Origin of the sequence: uncultured Cedecea sp. (assembly GCF_947498825.1) — a bacterium.
Taxonomy (GTDB): Bacteria; Pseudomonadota; Gammaproteobacteria; order Enterobacterales; family Enterobacteriaceae; genus JGM124.
The window spans coordinates 41,730-57,963 of record NZ_CANMLV010000025.1 but is presented as its reverse complement, the minus strand read 5'-3'; the positions used below and the strand labels follow the sequence as shown (position 1 = coordinate 57,963).

The 16,234-nt window shown below is 46.8% G+C and carries 20 protein-coding genes; 12 read left to right on the top strand and 8 right to left on the bottom strand.

Annotated elements, in window-relative coordinates; all coding sequences use genetic code 11:
• Nucleotides 1-49: 49 nt before the first annotated feature.
• Nucleotides 50-238 carry a YoaH family protein gene (locus Q1A40_RS19835; RefSeq protein WP_300004262.1) on the top strand — a complete coding sequence of 63 codons (189 nt, stop codon included), beginning with the start codon at nucleotides 50-52 and terminating at the stop codon, nucleotides 236-238.
• A 75-nt stretch (nucleotides 239-313) separates the two neighbouring features.
• Here the strand turns inward: Q1A40_RS19835 and Q1A40_RS19830 are convergent, their stop codons facing one another.
• Entirely contained in the window at nucleotides 314-658 is a 345-nt protein-coding gene (locus tag Q1A40_RS19830; RefSeq protein ID WP_300004259.1) for a RidA family protein, read from the bottom strand.
• Nucleotides 659-786: 128 nt separating this feature from the next.
• Between Q1A40_RS19830 and Q1A40_RS19825 the strand changes: the two genes are divergently transcribed.
• The 4 genes from Q1A40_RS19825 (at nucleotide 787) to rnd (ending at nucleotide 6,592) form a co-directional block, all read left to right on the top strand.
• Nucleotides 787-2,697, top strand: a complete 1,911-nt coding sequence (locus tag Q1A40_RS19825; protein ID WP_300004257.1) for an ATP-dependent DNA helicase — start codon at nucleotides 787-789, stop codon at nucleotides 2,695-2,697.
• A 66-nt stretch (nucleotides 2,698-2,763) separates the two neighbouring features.
• On the top strand, nucleotides 2,764-3,459 hold the full coding sequence (tsaB, locus tag Q1A40_RS19820) for a tRNA (adenosine(37)-N6)-threonylcarbamoyltransferase complex dimerization subunit type 1 TsaB (RefSeq protein WP_300004254.1): 696 nt from the start codon (nucleotides 2,764-2,766) through the stop codon (nucleotides 3,457-3,459).
• Nucleotides 3,460-3,741: 282 nt separating this feature from the next.
• Nucleotides 3,742-5,427: a long-chain-fatty-acid--CoA ligase FadD gene (gene fadD, locus Q1A40_RS19815; RefSeq protein WP_300004251.1), complete on the top strand. Its 1,686-nt coding sequence runs from the start codon at nucleotides 3,742-3,744 to the stop codon at nucleotides 5,425-5,427.
• Nucleotides 5,428-5,482: 55 nt separating this feature from the next.
• A complete protein-coding gene (gene rnd / locus Q1A40_RS19810) occupies nucleotides 5,483-6,592 on the top strand; it encodes a ribonuclease D (protein WP_300004248.1) in 1,110 nt (369 codons plus the stop codon).
• 64 nt (nucleotides 6,593-6,656) lie between these two features.
• Here rnd and minE read toward each other — a convergent pair whose 3' ends face one another.
• The 3 genes from minE to minC are packed head-to-tail and all read right to left on the bottom strand — an operon-like array spanning nucleotide 6,657 to nucleotide 8,477.
• Nucleotides 6,657-6,932, bottom strand: a complete 276-nt coding sequence (gene minE / locus Q1A40_RS19805) for a cell division topological specificity factor MinE (protein WP_300004245.1) — start codon at nucleotides 6,930-6,932, stop codon at nucleotides 6,657-6,659.
• Nucleotides 6,933-6,935: 3 nt separating this feature from the next.
• Nucleotides 6,936-7,748: a septum site-determining protein MinD gene (gene minD / locus Q1A40_RS19800; protein ID WP_300004242.1), complete on the bottom strand. Its 813-nt coding sequence runs from the start codon at nucleotides 7,746-7,748 to the stop codon at nucleotides 6,936-6,938.
• A gap of 24 nt (nucleotides 7,749-7,772) precedes the next feature.
• Nucleotides 7,773-8,477, bottom strand: coding sequence for a septum site-determining protein MinC (gene minC, locus Q1A40_RS19795; protein ID WP_300004239.1), 705 nt, complete (start codon nucleotides 8,475-8,477; stop codon nucleotides 7,773-7,775).
• Between the two features lie 126 nt (nucleotides 8,478-8,603).
• Between minC and Q1A40_RS19790 the strand changes: the two genes are divergently transcribed.
• The 5 genes from Q1A40_RS19790 (at nucleotide 8,604) to Q1A40_RS19770 (ending at nucleotide 11,488) form a co-directional block, all read left to right on the top strand.
• A complete protein-coding gene (locus Q1A40_RS19790; RefSeq protein WP_300004236.1) occupies nucleotides 8,604-8,882 on the top strand; it encodes a YcgL domain-containing protein in 279 nt (92 codons plus the stop codon).
• 119 nt (nucleotides 8,883-9,001) lie between these two features.
• Nucleotides 9,002-9,661: a fumarylacetoacetate hydrolase family protein gene (locus tag Q1A40_RS19785; RefSeq protein ID WP_300004233.1), complete on the top strand. Its 660-nt coding sequence runs from the start codon at nucleotides 9,002-9,004 to the stop codon at nucleotides 9,659-9,661.
• 225 nt (nucleotides 9,662-9,886) lie between these two features.
• A complete protein-coding gene (locus tag Q1A40_RS19780) occupies nucleotides 9,887-10,333 on the top strand; it encodes a YcgN family cysteine cluster protein (protein WP_300004230.1) in 447 nt (148 codons plus the stop codon).
• A 342-nt stretch (nucleotides 10,334-10,675) separates the two neighbouring features.
• Complete coding sequence (locus Q1A40_RS19775) at nucleotides 10,676-10,903, top strand: YceK/YidQ family lipoprotein (RefSeq protein WP_300004227.1); 228 nt, start codon at nucleotides 10,676-10,678, stop codon at nucleotides 10,901-10,903.
• A 417-nt stretch (nucleotides 10,904-11,320) separates the two neighbouring features.
• The gene (locus Q1A40_RS19770; RefSeq protein WP_300004224.1) at nucleotides 11,321-11,488 is read left to right on the top strand and encodes a hypothetical protein; all 168 of its coding nucleotides are present in this window, start codon (nucleotides 11,321-11,323) and stop codon (nucleotides 11,486-11,488) included.
• Between the two features lie 268 nt (nucleotides 11,489-11,756).
• Here the strand turns inward: Q1A40_RS19770 and Q1A40_RS19765 are convergent, their stop codons facing one another.
• The 3 genes from Q1A40_RS19765 to Q1A40_RS19755 form a co-directional block, all read right to left on the bottom strand.
• Entirely contained in the window at nucleotides 11,757-12,164 is a 408-nt protein-coding gene (locus tag Q1A40_RS19765; RefSeq protein WP_300004221.1) for a hypothetical protein, read from the bottom strand.
• Nucleotides 12,165-12,327: 163 nt separating this feature from the next.
• Nucleotides 12,328-12,813, bottom strand: coding sequence for a DoxX family protein (locus tag Q1A40_RS19760; protein WP_300004218.1), 486 nt, complete (start codon nucleotides 12,811-12,813; stop codon nucleotides 12,328-12,330).
• A gap of 520 nt (nucleotides 12,814-13,333) precedes the next feature.
• The gene (locus tag Q1A40_RS19755; protein WP_300004216.1) at nucleotides 13,334-13,531 is read right to left on the bottom strand and encodes a hypothetical protein; all 198 of its coding nucleotides are present in this window, start codon (nucleotides 13,529-13,531) and stop codon (nucleotides 13,334-13,336) included.
• Nucleotides 13,532-13,803: 272 nt separating this feature from the next.
• Here Q1A40_RS19755 and Q1A40_RS19750 point away from each other — a divergent pair, with 272 nt between their 5' ends.
• On the top strand, nucleotides 13,804-14,118 hold the full coding sequence (locus Q1A40_RS19750; protein WP_300004213.1) for a BON domain-containing protein: 315 nt from the start codon (nucleotides 13,804-13,806) through the stop codon (nucleotides 14,116-14,118).
• Between the two features lie 145 nt (nucleotides 14,119-14,263).
• On the opposite strand, the gene dsbB is transcribed toward Q1A40_RS19750, so the two are convergent.
• Nucleotides 14,264-14,794: a disulfide bond formation protein DsbB gene (dsbB, locus tag Q1A40_RS19745; protein WP_300004210.1), complete on the bottom strand. Its 531-nt coding sequence runs from the start codon at nucleotides 14,792-14,794 to the stop codon at nucleotides 14,264-14,266.
• A gap of 526 nt (nucleotides 14,795-15,320) precedes the next feature.
• Between dsbB and fadR the strand changes: the two genes are divergently transcribed.
• Entirely contained in the window at nucleotides 15,321-16,040 is a 720-nt protein-coding gene (gene fadR / locus Q1A40_RS19740; protein WP_300004207.1) for a fatty acid metabolism transcriptional regulator FadR, read from the top strand.
• Nucleotides 16,041-16,234: the final 194 nt, after the last annotated feature.

Here is a 16,234-nt window from a genome sequence, read left to right as displayed (position 1 = left end):
GGGAACCGATTACCATAAACATCATTAAATCTTGTCAAAGGAGTTTAACATGATTTCAGGATTACCTGCGCTTAGTCATGAACAGCAGCAACAAGCCGTCGAGCGTATTCAGGAGCTGATAAGTGGCGGAATGAGTAGCGGTGAAGCTATCAGTATTGTTGCTAATGAAATTCGGGCTACGCATACAGGAAGCCATATTGTCGCGCGATTTGAAGATGAGGACGAAGAAGAGGAGTAACAAGCCAGCAGTGACATGATTTATACCGTCGAATCACACCTCTTATCTGTGTTCATCGACGGTCCGGACCGGGCGTTATAGCGCCGCGATGATTTTTATTTCCACCTTATACTGTGGGTGCATCAGCCCAGCCTGTACGGTGCAGCGTACTGGCGCATGACCAGCAACGACCCATTCATCCCAGGCGCGATTCATAGCGGCAAAATCGTCACCATTTGGCAGAAAAATGGTGGCATCCAGAATGCGCGTTTTATCACTTTTCAATGATGCCAGTAACGTGTCGATTTGTGCCAGAGTATTCGCGGTTTGCTGGTAAGCATCGGCATCCAGATTTTCCGGGACACCAGTGTAATAAACAGTCTGATTGTGGATAACAGCATCGGACCACCGGTCTTCGGGTTTTATTCGCGTAATGCTCATGGTTTTTCCTTGATAGTAAACAAATCACGGCACACAGACTGCCATAACCTTTGTTCTGGTTCTACAGGGAAACTGGATTAAACTTGCTATGGCTGACATAATCACTGGCAATTTAACCAGGGGGTAATGTGACGGACGATTTTGCGCAAGATGGCCAGTTGGCGAATGTTATTCCGGGGTTTAAACCACGCGAAGCGCAACGGCAGATGGCGGAAGCGGTAACGAAAACCATTGCTCAAGGCGGTACGCTGGTAGTGGAGGCGGGTACCGGAACGGGTAAAACCTACGCCTACCTGGCCCCGGCATTACGCTCCGGAAAAAAAGTTATTATCTCAACGGGCTCCAAAGCACTGCAAGATCAACTCTATTCACGTGACTTACCCACGATTGCCAGCGCACTCTCTTTTACTGGCCGCATTGCTCTGCTGAAAGGGCGCTCTAACTATCTCTGTCTTGAACGACTTGAACAGCAAGTGCTGACCGGAGGTGGTCTGGCGGAAGAACTTCTGAGCGATATCGCACATTTACGGCATTGGGCCAGTGCCACAGAAGAGGGGGATATCAGTAGTTGCAGTGCAGTGGCTGAGGATTCCACCGTCTGGCCACTGGTCACCAGTACCAATGATAACTGTCTCGGCCAGGACTGTCCGGTCTATAAAGAGTGCTTTGTGGTCAAAGCGCGTAAAAAAGCGATGGATGCCGACTTAGTGGTGGTCAACCATCACTTATTTATGGCTGATATGGTGGTGAAAGAGAGCGGTTTTGCTGAACTGATCCCGGCGGTGGATGTCACTATTTTCGATGAAGCGCACCAAATTCCCGATATTGCCAGCCAGTACTTCGGCCAGTCGCTGAGCAGCCGTCAGTTACTGGATCTTGCCAAAGATATTTCTATTGCCTACCGAACAGAGGTACGTGACGTACAGCAGCTACAAAAAAGTGCTGATAGTCTGGCTATGCGGGCGCAGGATTTTCGTCTGCAACTGGGTGAGCCAGGCTACCGGGGAAATCTGCGTACCGTACTGGCAGAACCCGCGATTCAACGATCGTTACTGTTACTGGATGATGCCCTCGAACTGTGTCATGACGTGGCAAAACTCTCACTCGGACGGTCAGCCCTGCTGGATGCGGCTTTTGAGAGAGCGGTTATTTATCGTGGGCGAATTAAACGACTGAAAGAGGTTAATCAGCCCGGATATAGCTATTGGTACGAATGTAACGCCCGTCATTTTACGCTGGCGTTAACGCCACTTTCGGTGGCTGACAAGTTTAAAGAGGTGATCAGCGAAAAATCGGCCAGCTGGGTCTTTACTTCTGCAACCTTATCGGTGAACGATAAACTCAGTCACTTCACCGAACGCCTGGGCATTGAGCAAGCAGAAAGCTTGTTGCTTGCCAGCCCGTTCGACTATGAAAAACAGGCGTTGCTCTGTGTCCCTCGTGGGTTACCTGAACCTAATCGTCCTCATGGCGCAAAGCAGTTAGCCCATTTGTTGCGTCCGTTAATTGAAGCGAATAATGGACGATGTTTTATGCTATGCACTTCGCATGCCATGATGCGCGATCTGGCTGAACAGTTTCGTGCCACTATGACATTACCGGTGTTGCTCCAGGGAGAGACCAGTAAAGGGCAGTTACTCGAACAGTTTGTTCAGGCCGGTAATGCTCTGCTGGTTGCGACCAGCAGTTTCTGGGAAGGGGTGGATGTTCGCGGTGATGCCCTGTCACTGGTGATTATCGATAAACTTCCCTTTACCTCACCTGATGATCCATTACTGAAGGCCCGTATGGAAGACTGCCAGCTACGTGGCGGCGATCCCTTTGCTGAAATTCAGCTGCCGGATGCCGTTATTCAGCTAAAACAAGGTGTCGGGCGATTAATTCGTGACGTTGAGGATAGCGGGGTGATTGTTATCTGCGATAACCGGCTGGTGATGCGGCCTTATGGTGGCGTCTTTCTTAACAGTTTACCGCCGGCTCCCCGGACGCGGGATATTAATCGCGCTGTTGCATTCCTTAACACCCTCCCTGAGCGGTAATTATCGCCAAGCTATGGTATGCTACGCGCCGTTTTTTTGAACTTATTTTTGCCAGAGGCTCGAGGCATGCGAATTTTAGCCATCGATACCGCAACTGAAGCTTGTTCCGTTGCACTGCAAGACCCTGAGGCGTGTTACGCCCAATTTGAACTCTGTCCGCGTGAACATACGCAACGGATCCTACCGATGGTGCGTGATATCCTGGACCGTGCCGAAACTCGGTTAGCGGATATTGATGTACTGGCCTATGGTCGTGGGCCGGGAAGTTTTACCGGCGTACGTATCGGCATTGGTATTGCTCAGGGACTTGCCCTCGGAGCAGAATTGCCGATGGTCGGTGTCTCGACACTGGCAACGATGGCACAGGGGGCATGGCGCCGCACTGGGGCAACTCGGGTACTGGCAGCGATAGACGCCCGTATGGGAGAGGTTTATTGGGCAGAATACGTGCGGGATGAAGCTGGTGTCTGGCAGGGTGAAGAGAGCGAAGCAGTATTAAAACCTGACGCTGTTGCCAAACGTTTAGCCGGACTGAGCGGAGAGTGGGCGATTGTGGGGACCGGCTGGCAGGCCTGGCCTGATATGGCAAGTCAAAGCGGTCTACAGATCCGTGATGGTGAAACGACCCTGCCAGAAGCTGAAGATATGCTGCCTCTGGCCCTTCTGGCTTTTAATGCCGGAAAAGCGGTCGCGGTTGAAGAGTCGGAACCTGTCTATTTGCGTAATGAAGTGACCTGGAAAAAACTGCCAGGTCGTGAGTAATCACTGGAAATTATGCTCTTTCCCTGCTGATAAAGTCAGCAGGTATCCGCTTCTGGCTCGATATATTGAGCTTTCTTTTGATAACTTATTGTTGTTTTTTGTTTTAAATCACGGCTTACTCCGTGATTTATTGTCATTTTCACTCACAAAAAATGAGTGATGTACTTCGCAACCTTTGAACAGGCTAATAAACAAACTGGTACGCTGAGTTAATATAATGTTAATGAAATGGTGCGGCCGAGGTGTGCGATGACAATAAACAGTGCAATTAGAGGTGTGTCCTTGAACAAGGTTTGGCTTAACCGCTATCCAGCCGATGTACCGGCAGAAATTAATCCCGACAGATACCAGTCTCTGACTGATATGCTTGAGCAAGCGGTCGCGCGTTATGCTGATAAGCCTGCTTTTATCAATATGGGTGAAACCATGAGCTTCCGTAAACTGGAAGAGCAAAGTCGGGCATTTGCCGCCTATTTACAGCAAGGGCTGGGGTTGAAAAAAGGCGATCGTGTGGCCTTAATGATGCCAAATTTACTTCAGTATCCGGTGGCCTTATTTGGTGTATTACGCGCCGGTATGGTGGTAGTAAATGTCAATCCGCTCTATACCCCGCGCGAACTGGAGCATCAGCTGTGTGACAGCGGGGCCAGTGCGATTGTTATTGTCTCTAATTTTGCCCATACGCTCGAGAAAGTCGTCAGTCAAACCCAGGTAAAACATGTGATTTTGACCCGACTGGGGGACGGGCTTTCGATAGCAAAAGGGACGTTAGTAAACCTGGTCGTTAAATATATCAAACGTATGGTGCCGAAATACCATTTGCCAGGAGCTATCTCATTTCGTCAGGCATTGCAGAGCGGTGAAGGTTTGCAGTATCTCAAACCGGATATCGCCAATACCGATCTGGCCTTTTTGCAATATACTGGCGGTACGACCGGTGTTGCCAAAGGGGCTATGCTGACCCACCGTAATATGCTGGCCAACCTGGAGCAAGTGAAGGCGGCCTATGGTCCACTGCTTGAAGAAGGTAAAGAGCTGGTGGTTACTCCATTGCCGCTGTATCACATTTTTGCTCTGACAGTGAACTGTCTGTTTTTTATTGAGCTTGGCGGCTGTAGCCTGCTGATTACTAATCCACGTGATATCCCAGGCTTTGTGAAGGAGCTGGGGAAATATCCTTTTACTGCGATGACTGGCGTGAATACCTTGTTTAATGCGTTATTAAATAATAAGGCATTCCAGCAGCTCGACTTTTCCTCTCTGCATCTCTCTGCCGGGGGCGGTATGCAGGTACAGCATGTCGTCGCTGAACGCTGGGAAAAACTCACCGGGCGTTTTCTGCTTGAGGGATACGGTCTGACAGAGTGCGCGCCTTTAGTCAGCGCCAATCCACATGATATGAACTACCACAGTGGGTCTATTGGCTTACCGGTTCCTTCTACCGATGTTAAGCTGATTGACGACAATGGTCTTGAAGTTACGTCAGGTGAGCCGGGAGAACTCTGTGTTAAAGGCCCGCAAGTGATGGAGGGATACTGGCAGCAACCCGCAGCTACGGCTGAAGTGCTTAAAGATGGTTGGTTACGTACCGGGGATATCGTAGAGATTGATGAGCAAGGCTTTATGCGCATTATCGACAGGAAAAAGGACATGATCCTGGTCTCTGGTTTTAACGTTTATCCGAATGAAATTGAAGAAGTGGTAATGCAGCACGAAGGGGTACTCGAAGTGGCTGCCGTAGGGGTTCCTGCCGGTGTTACAGGTGAGGCCGTGAAAATCTTCGTGGTTAAAAAATCACCCGATCTCAGTGAGCAGGAACTTATCATTTTTTGCCGTCGCCATCTTACCGCCTATAAAGTGCCAAAAATGATAGAATTTCGTACTGAACTGCCGAAATCCAATGTTGGCAAAATTTTACGACGAGAACTACGTGACGAGACGAGTGTGACAGGTAACAATACAGTCTAAGCGTAGAAGTCTGCCTTCGGGCATAAATCTAAGAGAATAGAATTTGAATTACCAGATGATTACTACTGATGCCGGGCTGGCTGCTGTCTGTGAAGCTGCCCGGCAGTATCCTGCGTTAGCACTGGATACCGAGTTTGTTCGCACGCGCACTTATTATCCGCAACTTGGTTTGTTGCAAATGTATGATGGTGAAACCATTTCTTTGATTGATCCTCTGACAATCAGTGACTGGTCTCCGTTTAAAGTGCTGTTACAGGACCCCGGGATCCAAAAATTCTTACATGCGGGTAGCGAGGATCTGGAAGTTTTTCTGAATACCTTCGGCATGATGCCCGAACCTTTTATTGATACTCAGATTCTGGCTTCATTTACCGGCAGGCCGCTGTCGTGTGGTTTTGCTACTCTGGTTGAGTCCTTCACCGGCATTATGCTGGATAAAAGCGAATCACGTACAGACTGGCTGGCACGTCCGTTATCAGAACGCCAGTGCGAATATGCGGCGGCGGATGTGTTCTATTTACTGCCGATAGCCCACAAACTGGTTACCGAAGCCGAAGAGGCGGGCTGGCTGGCTGCCGCGCTTAATGAATGTCGCCTGATGCAGGCCCGACGTCAGGATATTCTGACGCCTGAAGAAGCCTGGCGTGACATTAGTCAGGCCTGGCAGCTACGCCCTCGTCAGCTGGCATGCCTGAAAAAGCTGGCGGCCTGGCGGCTGCGCTGCGCGCGCGAGCGGGATATGGCGGTGAATTTTGTGCTACGGGAAGAAAATCTCTGGCAGGTTGCTCGTTACCTTCCAGGTTCTCTCGGCGAACTGGCTAACTTGGGACTCAGCGGTACCGAAATTCGTTTTCACGGTAAAACACTGATAGGTCTGGTCGCCGAAGCAGAAGCCTTATCTGAGAGTGAACTACCGGCCGCACTGGTAAATCTGGTGGATATGCCGGGTTACCGGGCATTATTTAAGACTATTAAGGCGACAGTACAGACTGTCAGTGAAACCAGCGGACTAAGCGTAGAGCTGCTGGCCTCTCGTCGCCAGATCAACCAATTACTTAACTGGCATTGGCAACTGAAACCTCAGTCGTTACAACCGGAACTGGTCAGCGGCTGGCGTGGAGAACTGATGGCTGAAGCATTAAATCAGCAACTGGTCGGTCATTAAACAGATAAGTTACCGGAATCTAAATAGTTCCGGTAACTTTTTATCACGCTGTGGCACTCGTCGTTTAACCTGACTTAGTTACTTCATCCGTTTCAGGTAACGTCACGTTCAGCTCCAGAACGGAGATATCATCACCCTTTTGTTCAAGAGCAACGGTAACCATTTCCGGATCTATCTGCACATACTTACAGATGACCTCCAGAATATCGCGTTTCAGTTGCGGTAAGTAATGAGGTTCGCTGTCGCCCCGGCGACGTTCTGCCACAATAATCTGCAAACGTTCTTTAGCGATATTAGCCGTACTCTTTTTCCGCGAAAGAAAAAAGTCTAAAAGTGCCATAACTTATCCTCCGAAAAGGCGTTTGAGGAATCCTTTCTTCTCTTCTTCTATGAAGCGAAAAGGGCGTTCTTCTCCAAGTAAGCGCTCAATGGTATCCGCATAGGCTTTACCTGCGTCAGACTCGGTATCCAGAATCACGGGTTCACCTTGGTTTGATGCCCGCAGAACTGACTGATCTTCAGGGATAACACCCACCAGAGGAATGCGCAAAATTTCCAGCACGTCTTCCATACTCAGCATATCCCCTTTACTGACTCGACCAGGATTATAACGTGTCAGAAGTAAGTGCTCTTTGATAGGAGCTTCACCTTTTTCAGCGCGCAGTGATTTAGAAGACAGAATACCCAGAATACGGTCAGAGTCCCGAACGGAAGAGACCTCAGGGTTGGTGGTAATAATGGCTTCATCAGCGAAATAGAGCGCCATCAGCGCACCGGTTTCGATACCAGCAGGGGAGTCACAAATGATAAACTCAAAATCCATCGATTTAAGGTCTTCCAGCACCTTAGCGACGGCTTCACGAGTCAGCGCATCTTTATCGCGAGTCTGTGAGGCTGGCAGAATAGAGAGATTTTCAGTACGTTTATCACGAATCAGCGCCTGATTTAATGTTGCATCGCCCTGAATAACATTAACAAAGTCATATACTACACGGCGTTCACAACCCATAATCAGGTCCAGATTACGTAAGCCGATATCAAAGTCGATAACGACAGTTTTATGTCCCTTCTGAGCCAATCCTGTAGCGATGGCTGCGCTAGACGTGGTCTTGCCCACGCCCCCTTTACCCGATGTAACTACAATAATGCGTGCCATGAGGAGTTCCTTGTTATAAAGGGCTTAATATAAAGGTTGAAAGAAAAGCGCGCCTTTAATCAGATTCAGGCGAATCGCTTTTCCATAATATTCAGTCGGAATTTCATCACTCAGCCGATACTCACCCGCAATAGAAACCAGTTCAGCATTCAGATGAGTACAGAATATATGAGTATCAGTATTGCCACTGGCGCCAGCAAGCGCACGCCCACGCATCATCCCGTAAATATGAATATTACCATCTGCAATTAATTCTGCACCTGCACTGACGTGACTTGCGACAATCAAATCACTATTTTGTGCATAAATGCGCTGTCCGGAACGAATCGGTGTATCAATAAAGCGTGTTTGGGTGGACGGCGCAGCGACTGAAACGGTTTCCGGAACCGGAACAGGTACAGCTACTTCACGCTCTCTTTTTTCTTTGCCTTCATTCAGCAACGGTAATCCGGCATGGGTAATTGCGGCTTTCAGTGACGCATCTTTACAGCCACTGATCCCGACAACATGCAATCCGGTGGCGACCACAGCCTGTTGGATCTGCTGCCAGTTAACCGTGGCTTCAAGACTTGCCACATTTAATACCACTGGCGCATGTTTTAAAAAAGCCGGTGCCTGGGCTATTTTTTCTTCCAGAGCTTGTTGAATGATCTCTGGCCGGGAGTCGTGTAAATGAACGACCGAGAGTGTGAAACTGCTCCCTTTTAACTCGATTGGCGTATTTGACATCCTGACCTTACTCAATTCAGTTTCAATTCCCACAATTGTGGGACGATATTCCGAACTACACAAGGCATGTTATAGTTCTCAATATATTCAGGCAAGTCACAGACCGACTAAAACAGAGTAAAAAACATGTATTGTGTGATCTATCGAAGTACGAAGCGCGACCAAACATATCTGTATGTTGAGAAAAAAGACGATTTTTCACGCGTACCGGAAGCCCTCATGAAAGGTTTCGGCGCGCCAGTACTTGCCATGATATTACCGCTGGATGGCAGTAAAAAATTGGCTAACGCTTCTCTGGATAAAGTTAAAAATGCTCTCGAGCAGGACGGCTATTATTTACAGGTTCCGCCGCCGCCAGAAAGTTTACTCACTATGCATTTGGGAAATATTCCGAAAAAGTCTTAGGGGATAGTTATTCAACGGTCAGGAACATCAGAGTGAGTATTTTTATATTCATTTCGTTATTTCTGCTAACGCAACTCAGACATCATTATTAACGGCGATTTCAGGGGGAGAAAGACATCATGTATCAACATCGTGACTGGCAAGGGGCGGTACTGGATTTCCCAGTGAGTAAGGTTGTTTGTGTTGGCAGTAATTATGCTAAACATATTAAAGAGATGGGTAGTCAGACTCCGGAAGAACCTGTGTTGTTTATTAAGCCTGAAACAGCGCTATGTGATATCCGTCAGCCTCTGGCTCTGCCCCAAGGGCTGGGGGAAGTTCACCATGAAGTCGAGCTTGCTGTATTAATCGGTTCAACGTTAAAACAGGCAACTGAAGAGCATGTTCTTAAGGCCATTGCAGGTTATGGTATCGCACTGGATTTGACGCTACGCGATTTGCAAAGTGATTTGAAAAAAGCAGGGCGTCCGTGGGAAAAGGCTAAAGCCTTTGATAATTCGTGCCCCATTTCTGGTTTTATTTCCACCCGTGAATTTACCCAGGATCCACAGAATATTCCTCTCAGCCTGAAAATTAACGGTGAGATCCGCCAGCAAGGATCAACTTCAGATATGCTGCATAAAATCATTCCACTAATTGCCTACGCCAGTCGATTCTTTACCCTACGTGCAGGCGACATTATCCTGACCGGTACACCTGAAGGTGTGGGGCCGCTGGCTAAAAATGACGAACTGGAAGTCGCTTTTGCGGATAAAAGCCTGAGCACTCGTGTTTTATAGCTCTGTTGCCGCCAATCGGCGGCAATACTTGCCTTCTTAAGGTATACTGTCTGCATCCGTCATGATTCAAGTCCCCAGTGTCCGGCTCATCGCAATCATAGCGTTTATTTATGCTCATCGATGCGCTGAACTCTGCACCAGTGGGGCATTCGAATCATTCCGGGTAGATAAAGTACTGTTTGTATTACCTGAAACCCTTTTTAATTATCTTATGCAGGAACCGTTATGACCGCAGTCCCCTTCTGGCAAAGTAAAACCCTTGATGAAATGAGTGATGCCGAATGGGAGTCGCTGTGTGATGGCTGCGGCCAGTGTTGTCTTCATAAACTGATGGACGAAGACACCGATGAAATCTATTTCACCAATGTGGCTTGCCAGCAGCTCAATATCAAAACCTGCCAGTGCAAAAATTATGAACGTCGTTTTGAATATGAGCCAGATTGTATTAAGTTAACGCGAGATAATTTGCCAACCTTCGAATGGTTACCCCACACTTGCGCCTATCGATTGCTGGCTGAAGGTGAATCACTTCCCAGCTGGCATCCACTGTTAACCGGCTCTAAAGCAGCAATGCATGGCGAGCGTATTTCTGTCCGTCATATTGCGGTCAGAGAGTCAGAAGTGGTCGACTGGCAGGATCATATTATGAATAAGCCTGAATGGGCTGATTAATTGCTTGATTTTAAAGGTAATGATGGTTGCTGGTTTGAGGCTTGGGGTATATAGGGGGTAATTTAAGTTAAATTCCTCTTCATTAAACCCCTCAACAAAAAGAATCTTACTGTCACCCTTGCGAACTTCTGATAAAGAAAAGTTGCTCAGGCCAGCCAGTGCGAACTTCGTTTAATCTATCAAATGTTATTCTGCGTAATGATAAGGAGAGCGGGTTCCTGCTGGTATTAAGCCTGTATTTATGATAAGTGATGCGCTGATTTATTCGTTTTGCATTAACCACATATTTACTGGGTGTAATCTGGCTGTTATATTTTGTCTGTTAATGACAATGGAGGCAGTGTGAAAAGGATTATTATTGTTGCTTTAATTTCGATGTTTTTAAGCGGGTGTGGCACTTTTCTCAGTCGTGACCCATTCTTCAAGAATGAAGGCGTCTATCCAGCAACACGCTTTGATGCTGAAATGATTAAAGAATCAGAGTCCCCATACCCAGTCTTTTTCGCCATGGATATTCCAGTATCTTTCGTTACTGACACGCTTTTAATACCTTATGATTTATTAAGGTAATAAGGCAAGGGACGACCAGAAGAGGCTTTGGAACGATGGGATGGGACCTGCCTCGCCGTTACACACTCACTTTTCCGATGCCCGGCGTTAAAAAGCGCCACCTGTGGTAAACACATCCCGCCTGAATCCTCGTGTTTACTGCGGAGGGTGAGGGTGGCATATCGTTATAGCGCATTGCAGAGCAAAACAGATTAAGCCGACTGCAAGATGTGAAAGGTGGCTATACGGCTCAGCGATCGGAGGGATGTTAAATCATGAATCATCATAATGACGCCCCAGAATCTCGTATGGCTGATATTTCTGAAGGCGCGCACATGAAAAGTCAGTGACCAAGAAGTTTCCGATTATTAAATAACCAGTGGCGGTATGAACTATAATTTCAGGTAACCTGACGGGGAACTACGCACGAGGTTAAATATGCTTATCTTTGAAACTGAAAATGCAGCTGGGTTTGAAGTGTTACAGGATGGTGAAATAATATCTCTTTCAAACAAAGGCGGTTACATTGAAATGGATAAAGACCAATTATTGGCACTGCTTGCTATGGCTGTAGGCTGGGCTGAGAACGGGGAGCCGCTACATTGAGTAATCACATAACTGAAATCATCCAAGGGTCGCAAACAGCGGCCCTTTTTATTGGCCTGGAAAAAATGGCGTGGAGGAATTGCCATTGGAGTGACAACGAAGAAACAATGGTTTTTTCCTCCGCAATGAAACCATGCGAAGTACAGTTATAAACTCAATCCTCTCTAGCGATTGACGCAAAGTCACTGCACGAAATCTACGTTTAAGAAGCTTGGCGACTATATGCTCATCACCATCCAAACCAGCCCGGGCGACTTGGGCCATTCACTCACAAGTCTGACAGTTCTATATACTTCCCGCATCCCCAGCCCTCAGAAGCGACTTTGTTTGCGACATATTCAGCTTGCATAATCCTGCCTTGTTGTTCGAGCAAGGCAATAAGTTTTTCTGCTACGGGGTGGGCAGGGTAATAGAATTTTATTCCCGGATGCGGCATGCCCATAATCCGGAGATATTCATCGCAGTCGTGCTTATGCTTATTTATCATTGCAGCCATGACAAGAGAGGATATCGCGACGGCTTTTTCTGATAGCCAGATGGCGTTGTTCAGATTGTCTTCATTATACCCAGACTCGTAATAATCTAACACTTTGTTTTTTATGGTAAAGTGAAGGTTTACGATTTCTTCTGATGGCATGTAAAATATACGGGCTATCGAATCAGCAGTTTGTTGCATAAATTATTCTTACCGCGCACAGGATTGAACTCTGAGTGTTTGATAAAAATAGCACGAAAGCCCACTCCCCTCTCAGCTAAACAGTAAAAAAACGGGATATTGAGATGGGTTTTGATTTGGGAGGTGAGTATTCTCACCCTCCCATTTCTCCTGAACGATTTAATCAGGAAGGTGAGTTCGCTTCCCGTAAGGAAAGACGTTTAGCCACAGAGCAGTCAAGGCTCAGCGGGCCTCCACCTTGCACAATCAGCAGCAGACAAATCAAGATATAGGCAGATTCTGGCAGGTAAAAAAGCCAGCTATACCAAGTAAGCAGATTGAGGTTTGGCGGGATTTGGTGCAAGGCGACGGTAAATAGTGCCACCAGGCTGATTATCATCAGCACCAGTGCGTTCAGACGTGTCAGGAATCCTGCTGCCAGCAGTAACCCGAATAACGTTTCGCAGCTGGCAACAAAAACGGCCATAACTGCCGGGAACGGAATGCCTGCTTCCGTAATCGTTTCCAGCATTAAGGCCTGATTTTCTGGTATAAAGACTTTATTAAAGCCCGAGGCAAAGAAGAACATACCGAGGGCGATACGCATTATTGCGAGTGGAATAAAGTGGCGGTTACTTGATGTCTGGAACAAAGCCAGCAAACAGGTCATAAACATTCTCCCTGGTTTATGAGATTTATTGTCAATTACAGATGGGTATTTACCCGCTTCTGACGCAGAGCAAGATTATATCCTCTCAGATACGCTGCGCGGTTGGAACATACTGAAAGTGGTGCGCAGGTGCAAGCAGAAACAAAAATCACATGCCTCTGTTTTTGAATATATACCCGTCATACTTCAAGTTGTCTGTGCGTTGGCTACATTCATCCACCTGAATCACTTATCCTTGCAAGCTTAGTGGGACCTCGCACTTGCTACCTGCACGCAACTCGAATTATTTTGGGTACAGAGAGCCGGGGAGTCTGGTATGAATGCTGTATGTAGGGGGGATTTGGGGATACAGGGTAAGCGTCTGGTTCTGAGTGACAATAGTGACGACAATTATCCCATAACTAAATGATGGGACTTTTATATCCGCCAGTTTGCGTTGCCCGGGCTCATTCAGAACCAGAGCAACATGTTGGATATTCATGAATGCAACGGCACATTGTTATCGCCGTGAAATAAAAGTTTATTTTTTACTCAAGTTGATACGGTGTTTGATAACCAGGTAAACCAGCGCGACAAAGGCAATAAAGGCAAAGCCATTCGTGACATAGAGAAACACAATCGCATCACCTATTTTCTCATTAGCGATAAGCCAGCTGGCTACCGATAATCCGCAGGCGATGCCGAATATCCATGTGAGGATCCAAATCAGTATTTTCATTTTTAACTTACTCGCATTTATTATTCGAAATGTGCTAACACTCTAAATATATTTCAATATGGTGTCGATGGTTAGTGCTTTTCTCGCTGAGACGAAAATATTTCTACTACAAGTGGTAGAACCCTTGTTGACTGTTATCTGTTGGTTAAATTAATGTATTTTATCGCAATCGGCAGGGGAGTAACTTGCAGCATGGCGAAAAATGGATAATCTTTAAAGGGGGTATCATCCGTTCAGGGTGATCGTACTAATTATAATGTAAGGAAAGCAGAATGAACCTGAAGAAATTTTTTATGATGATTTGCGTTGTGATGTCTTTGGGCATGACATTAACCGCTTGTGCCCCGACACCCACTCAGGAAGGTACGGGAGGGTATTTTGATGACTCTGTGATCACTGCGAAAGTAAAAGCTGCGCTGTTGGGCGAAAAAAACATTAAATCAACGCAGATCTCTGTTGAAACCTTCAAAGGCCGGGTGCAATTAAGTGGCTTTGTTTCCAGTGACCAAGAAGCGGCATTAGCCGTGAAAACTGCGCAAACAGTTCCGGGAGTGAGAACCGTTATTAACTCTATGCGCCTTAAATAACGAATCACCAAAAAAGATGGCGTTTAAGTCATCTGTTTTAGAAAACCCATCGTGTTGCTGCCGATGGGTTTTTTTATTGTTCTCGTTATTGTTGTGACAAAAAACTCACCTTTTTGGTGATTTTTTAAGCGATGCACGTTCGCGATCAGTGATTAAACAGGCCGCGTTTTTTGGGCTTCACGAACTGTGCAATCACTACCAGTACGCCAATAATTAAATACGCCGCAAAAATACCAATTAGCCATTGTGGCATCTCAAGTGATAAAAATGACCACTGTAATTCGGCACAGTCACCGCTGGCAACAAAGACTTGTGGTAACCATTTATCAAGCGGTAACCATTCAGGAAAGCGCGCAGCGAAATCGCAAGTCGCAAATGGAGAAGGGTGCAATTGTATCATTGTATGCTCCCAAGCCAGTTGCAATCCTTTCCCTGCACTGTAAAGCCATATAGCAATAGCGCCATAACGCAGTGGTGATTTAGGTGCGATTGCACCCAGTAAACCCGCGCCCATCACACCAAACAACGCACAACGTTCATAAATACACATCACGCAAGGGTGCAGGCCTAAGCCATGCTGAAACCACAATGCGGTTAACTCTAAAGCGAAAGCAGTCAGTGCCATTAACAGCCATGCCCCACGTCCACGTGAGCACTGGTTTAAGTATTGCAACATAATCAGGATCCCTGCAGCATGCCTAGATTCGGCAGTGTAAACGAAAAACTTTTTTGTGCCAGTAGAATAGATGAAAATATCTCGCTTACTGAGGGCATTACTTCCGGGTTGTCGTCAGGGAAACGAAGGTATTTATCCATCCTCTATTCTATACGTAAACAGTGTAAATAATTTAATAAATTCAAATCAATATGTTATTTTTTCTGCGGTGGGATTGTCAGGTTCCGTTTACACCGATGAGCCAAATAACTGGCGGGAAGTAAATGGCTCACTGACTGCATAGAGGCTGTCGATTTTTTGGGGGCTGACAGACAGAAAACTGAGTGATAACGCACGTCTGTCAGATATTTCGATTGTATTGGGCGTCTCAGATCATTTATTTATATTCATTGTCTTTCCGAACACAGTTCTTGCCAGCGACTTGAATTATTTTGGTGAGAGAACGTATATTTGGACGCTATCTGGGATTCATGCTATCTGGTATGATGAGTATAATTGGCAAAACCTGCGTAATGGAAATTTTACCATGGTCATCAAGGCACAAAGTCCAGCGGGTTTCGCTGAAGAGTATATTATAGAAAGTATTTGGAATAGCCGTTTTGCTCCAGGATCAATCCTTCCTGCGGAACGCGAACTGTCTGAACTTATTGGTGTGACAAGAACCACGTTGCGTGAAGTGCTTCAGCGTCTTGCCCGGGATGGTTGGTTGACCATTCAGCACGGGAAACCAACCCGTGTAAATAACTTTTGGGAAACCTCCGGACTGAATATTCTGGAAACTCTGGCTCGTCTGGATCATGAGAGCGTCCCGCAGCTTATCGACAATTTATTATCGGTAAGAACCAATATCTCTACCATTTTCATCCGCACGGCTATCCGCCAGCATCCTGATAAAGCCCAAGAGGTATTGTCTCAGGTTGCAACTGTCGATGATAACGCCGATGCCTTTGCCGAGCTGGATTATAATATCTTCCGCGGACTGGCTTTTGCTTCAGGCAATCCTGTATATGGTCTGATTATTAATGGTATGAAAGGTCTGTATACCCGGATTGGCCGTCAATATTTCTCCAATCCAGCTGCGCGTCGACTTGCGCTGGATTTTTATCATCAACTGGGCAAACTCTGTCAGGATGGTTTATACGACCACGTTTTCGACGTCGTAAGAAGTTATGGCCGTGAAAGTGGTGAGATCTGGCACAGTATGCAGAAAAATTTACCCAATGATGTGGTGATGCTCGGCCGTTAAAGCAAGCAGTATTGCTGCAGTCAGTCGCTACCCTGAAAAATTTTTTCAGGGTAGCTGATAAAAACTCCCACCTTACTTTACGCCTGAATCTGTATCCTGAATGATGCGAGTTGCAGGATAAAACGTAAACGTTTCGAGTAACGCGAACCGTGCGCTTAAGTGGGCCATCATTCGGGGGAACGAGTGCCGCCCTG

Excerpts from the sequence above, each read along its gene's own strand:
- Q1A40_RS19760 (WP_300004218.1), bottom strand. The coding sequence starts at position 12,813 with ATGACCTGTTTGCTGGCTTTGTTCCAGACATCAAGTAACCGCCACTTT.
- tsaB (WP_300004254.1), top strand. The coding sequence starts at position 2,764 with ATGCGAATTTTAGCCATCGATACCGCAACTGAAGCTTGTTCCGTTGCA.
- Q1A40_RS19750 (WP_300004213.1), top strand. The coding sequence starts at position 13,804 with ATGAACCTGAAGAAATTTTTTATGATGATTTGCGTTGTGATGTCTTTG.
- dsbB (WP_300004210.1), bottom strand. The coding sequence starts at position 14,794 with ATGTTGCAATACTTAAACCAGTGCTCACGTGGACGTGGGGCATGGCTG.
- minE (WP_300004245.1), bottom strand. The coding sequence starts at position 6,932 with ATGGCACTTTTAGACTTTTTTCTTTCGCGGAAAAAGAGTACGGCTAAT.
- Q1A40_RS19830 (WP_300004259.1), bottom strand. The coding sequence starts at position 658 with ATGAGCATTACGCGAATAAAACCCGAAGACCGGTGGTCCGATGCTGTT.
- fadR (WP_300004207.1), top strand. The coding sequence starts at position 15,321 with ATGGTCATCAAGGCACAAAGTCCAGCGGGTTTCGCTGAAGAGTATATT.
- minD (WP_300004242.1), bottom strand. The coding sequence starts at position 7,748 with ATGGCACGCATTATTGTAGTTACATCGGGTAAAGGGGGCGTGGGCAAG.
- Q1A40_RS19770 (WP_300004224.1), top strand. The coding sequence starts at position 11,321 with ATGCTTATCTTTGAAACTGAAAATGCAGCTGGGTTTGAAGTGTTACAG.
- Q1A40_RS19790 (WP_300004236.1), top strand. The coding sequence starts at position 8,604 with ATGTATTGTGTGATCTATCGAAGTACGAAGCGCGACCAAACATATCTG.
- Q1A40_RS19765 (WP_300004221.1), bottom strand. The coding sequence starts at position 12,164 with ATGCAACAAACTGCTGATTCGATAGCCCGTATATTTTACATGCCATCA.
- minC (WP_300004239.1), bottom strand. The coding sequence starts at position 8,477 with ATGTCAAATACGCCAATCGAGTTAAAAGGGAGCAGTTTCACACTCTCG.
- Q1A40_RS19755 (WP_300004216.1), bottom strand. The coding sequence starts at position 13,531 with ATGAAAATACTGATTTGGATCCTCACATGGATATTCGGCATCGCCTGC.
- Q1A40_RS19780 (WP_300004230.1), top strand. The coding sequence starts at position 9,887 with ATGACCGCAGTCCCCTTCTGGCAAAGTAAAACCCTTGATGAAATGAGT.
- Q1A40_RS19785 (WP_300004233.1), top strand. The coding sequence starts at position 9,002 with ATGTATCAACATCGTGACTGGCAAGGGGCGGTACTGGATTTCCCAGTG.
- Q1A40_RS19835 (WP_300004262.1), top strand. The coding sequence starts at position 50 with ATGATTTCAGGATTACCTGCGCTTAGTCATGAACAGCAGCAACAAGCC.
- rnd (WP_300004248.1), top strand. The coding sequence starts at position 5,483 with ATGATTACTACTGATGCCGGGCTGGCTGCTGTCTGTGAAGCTGCCCGG.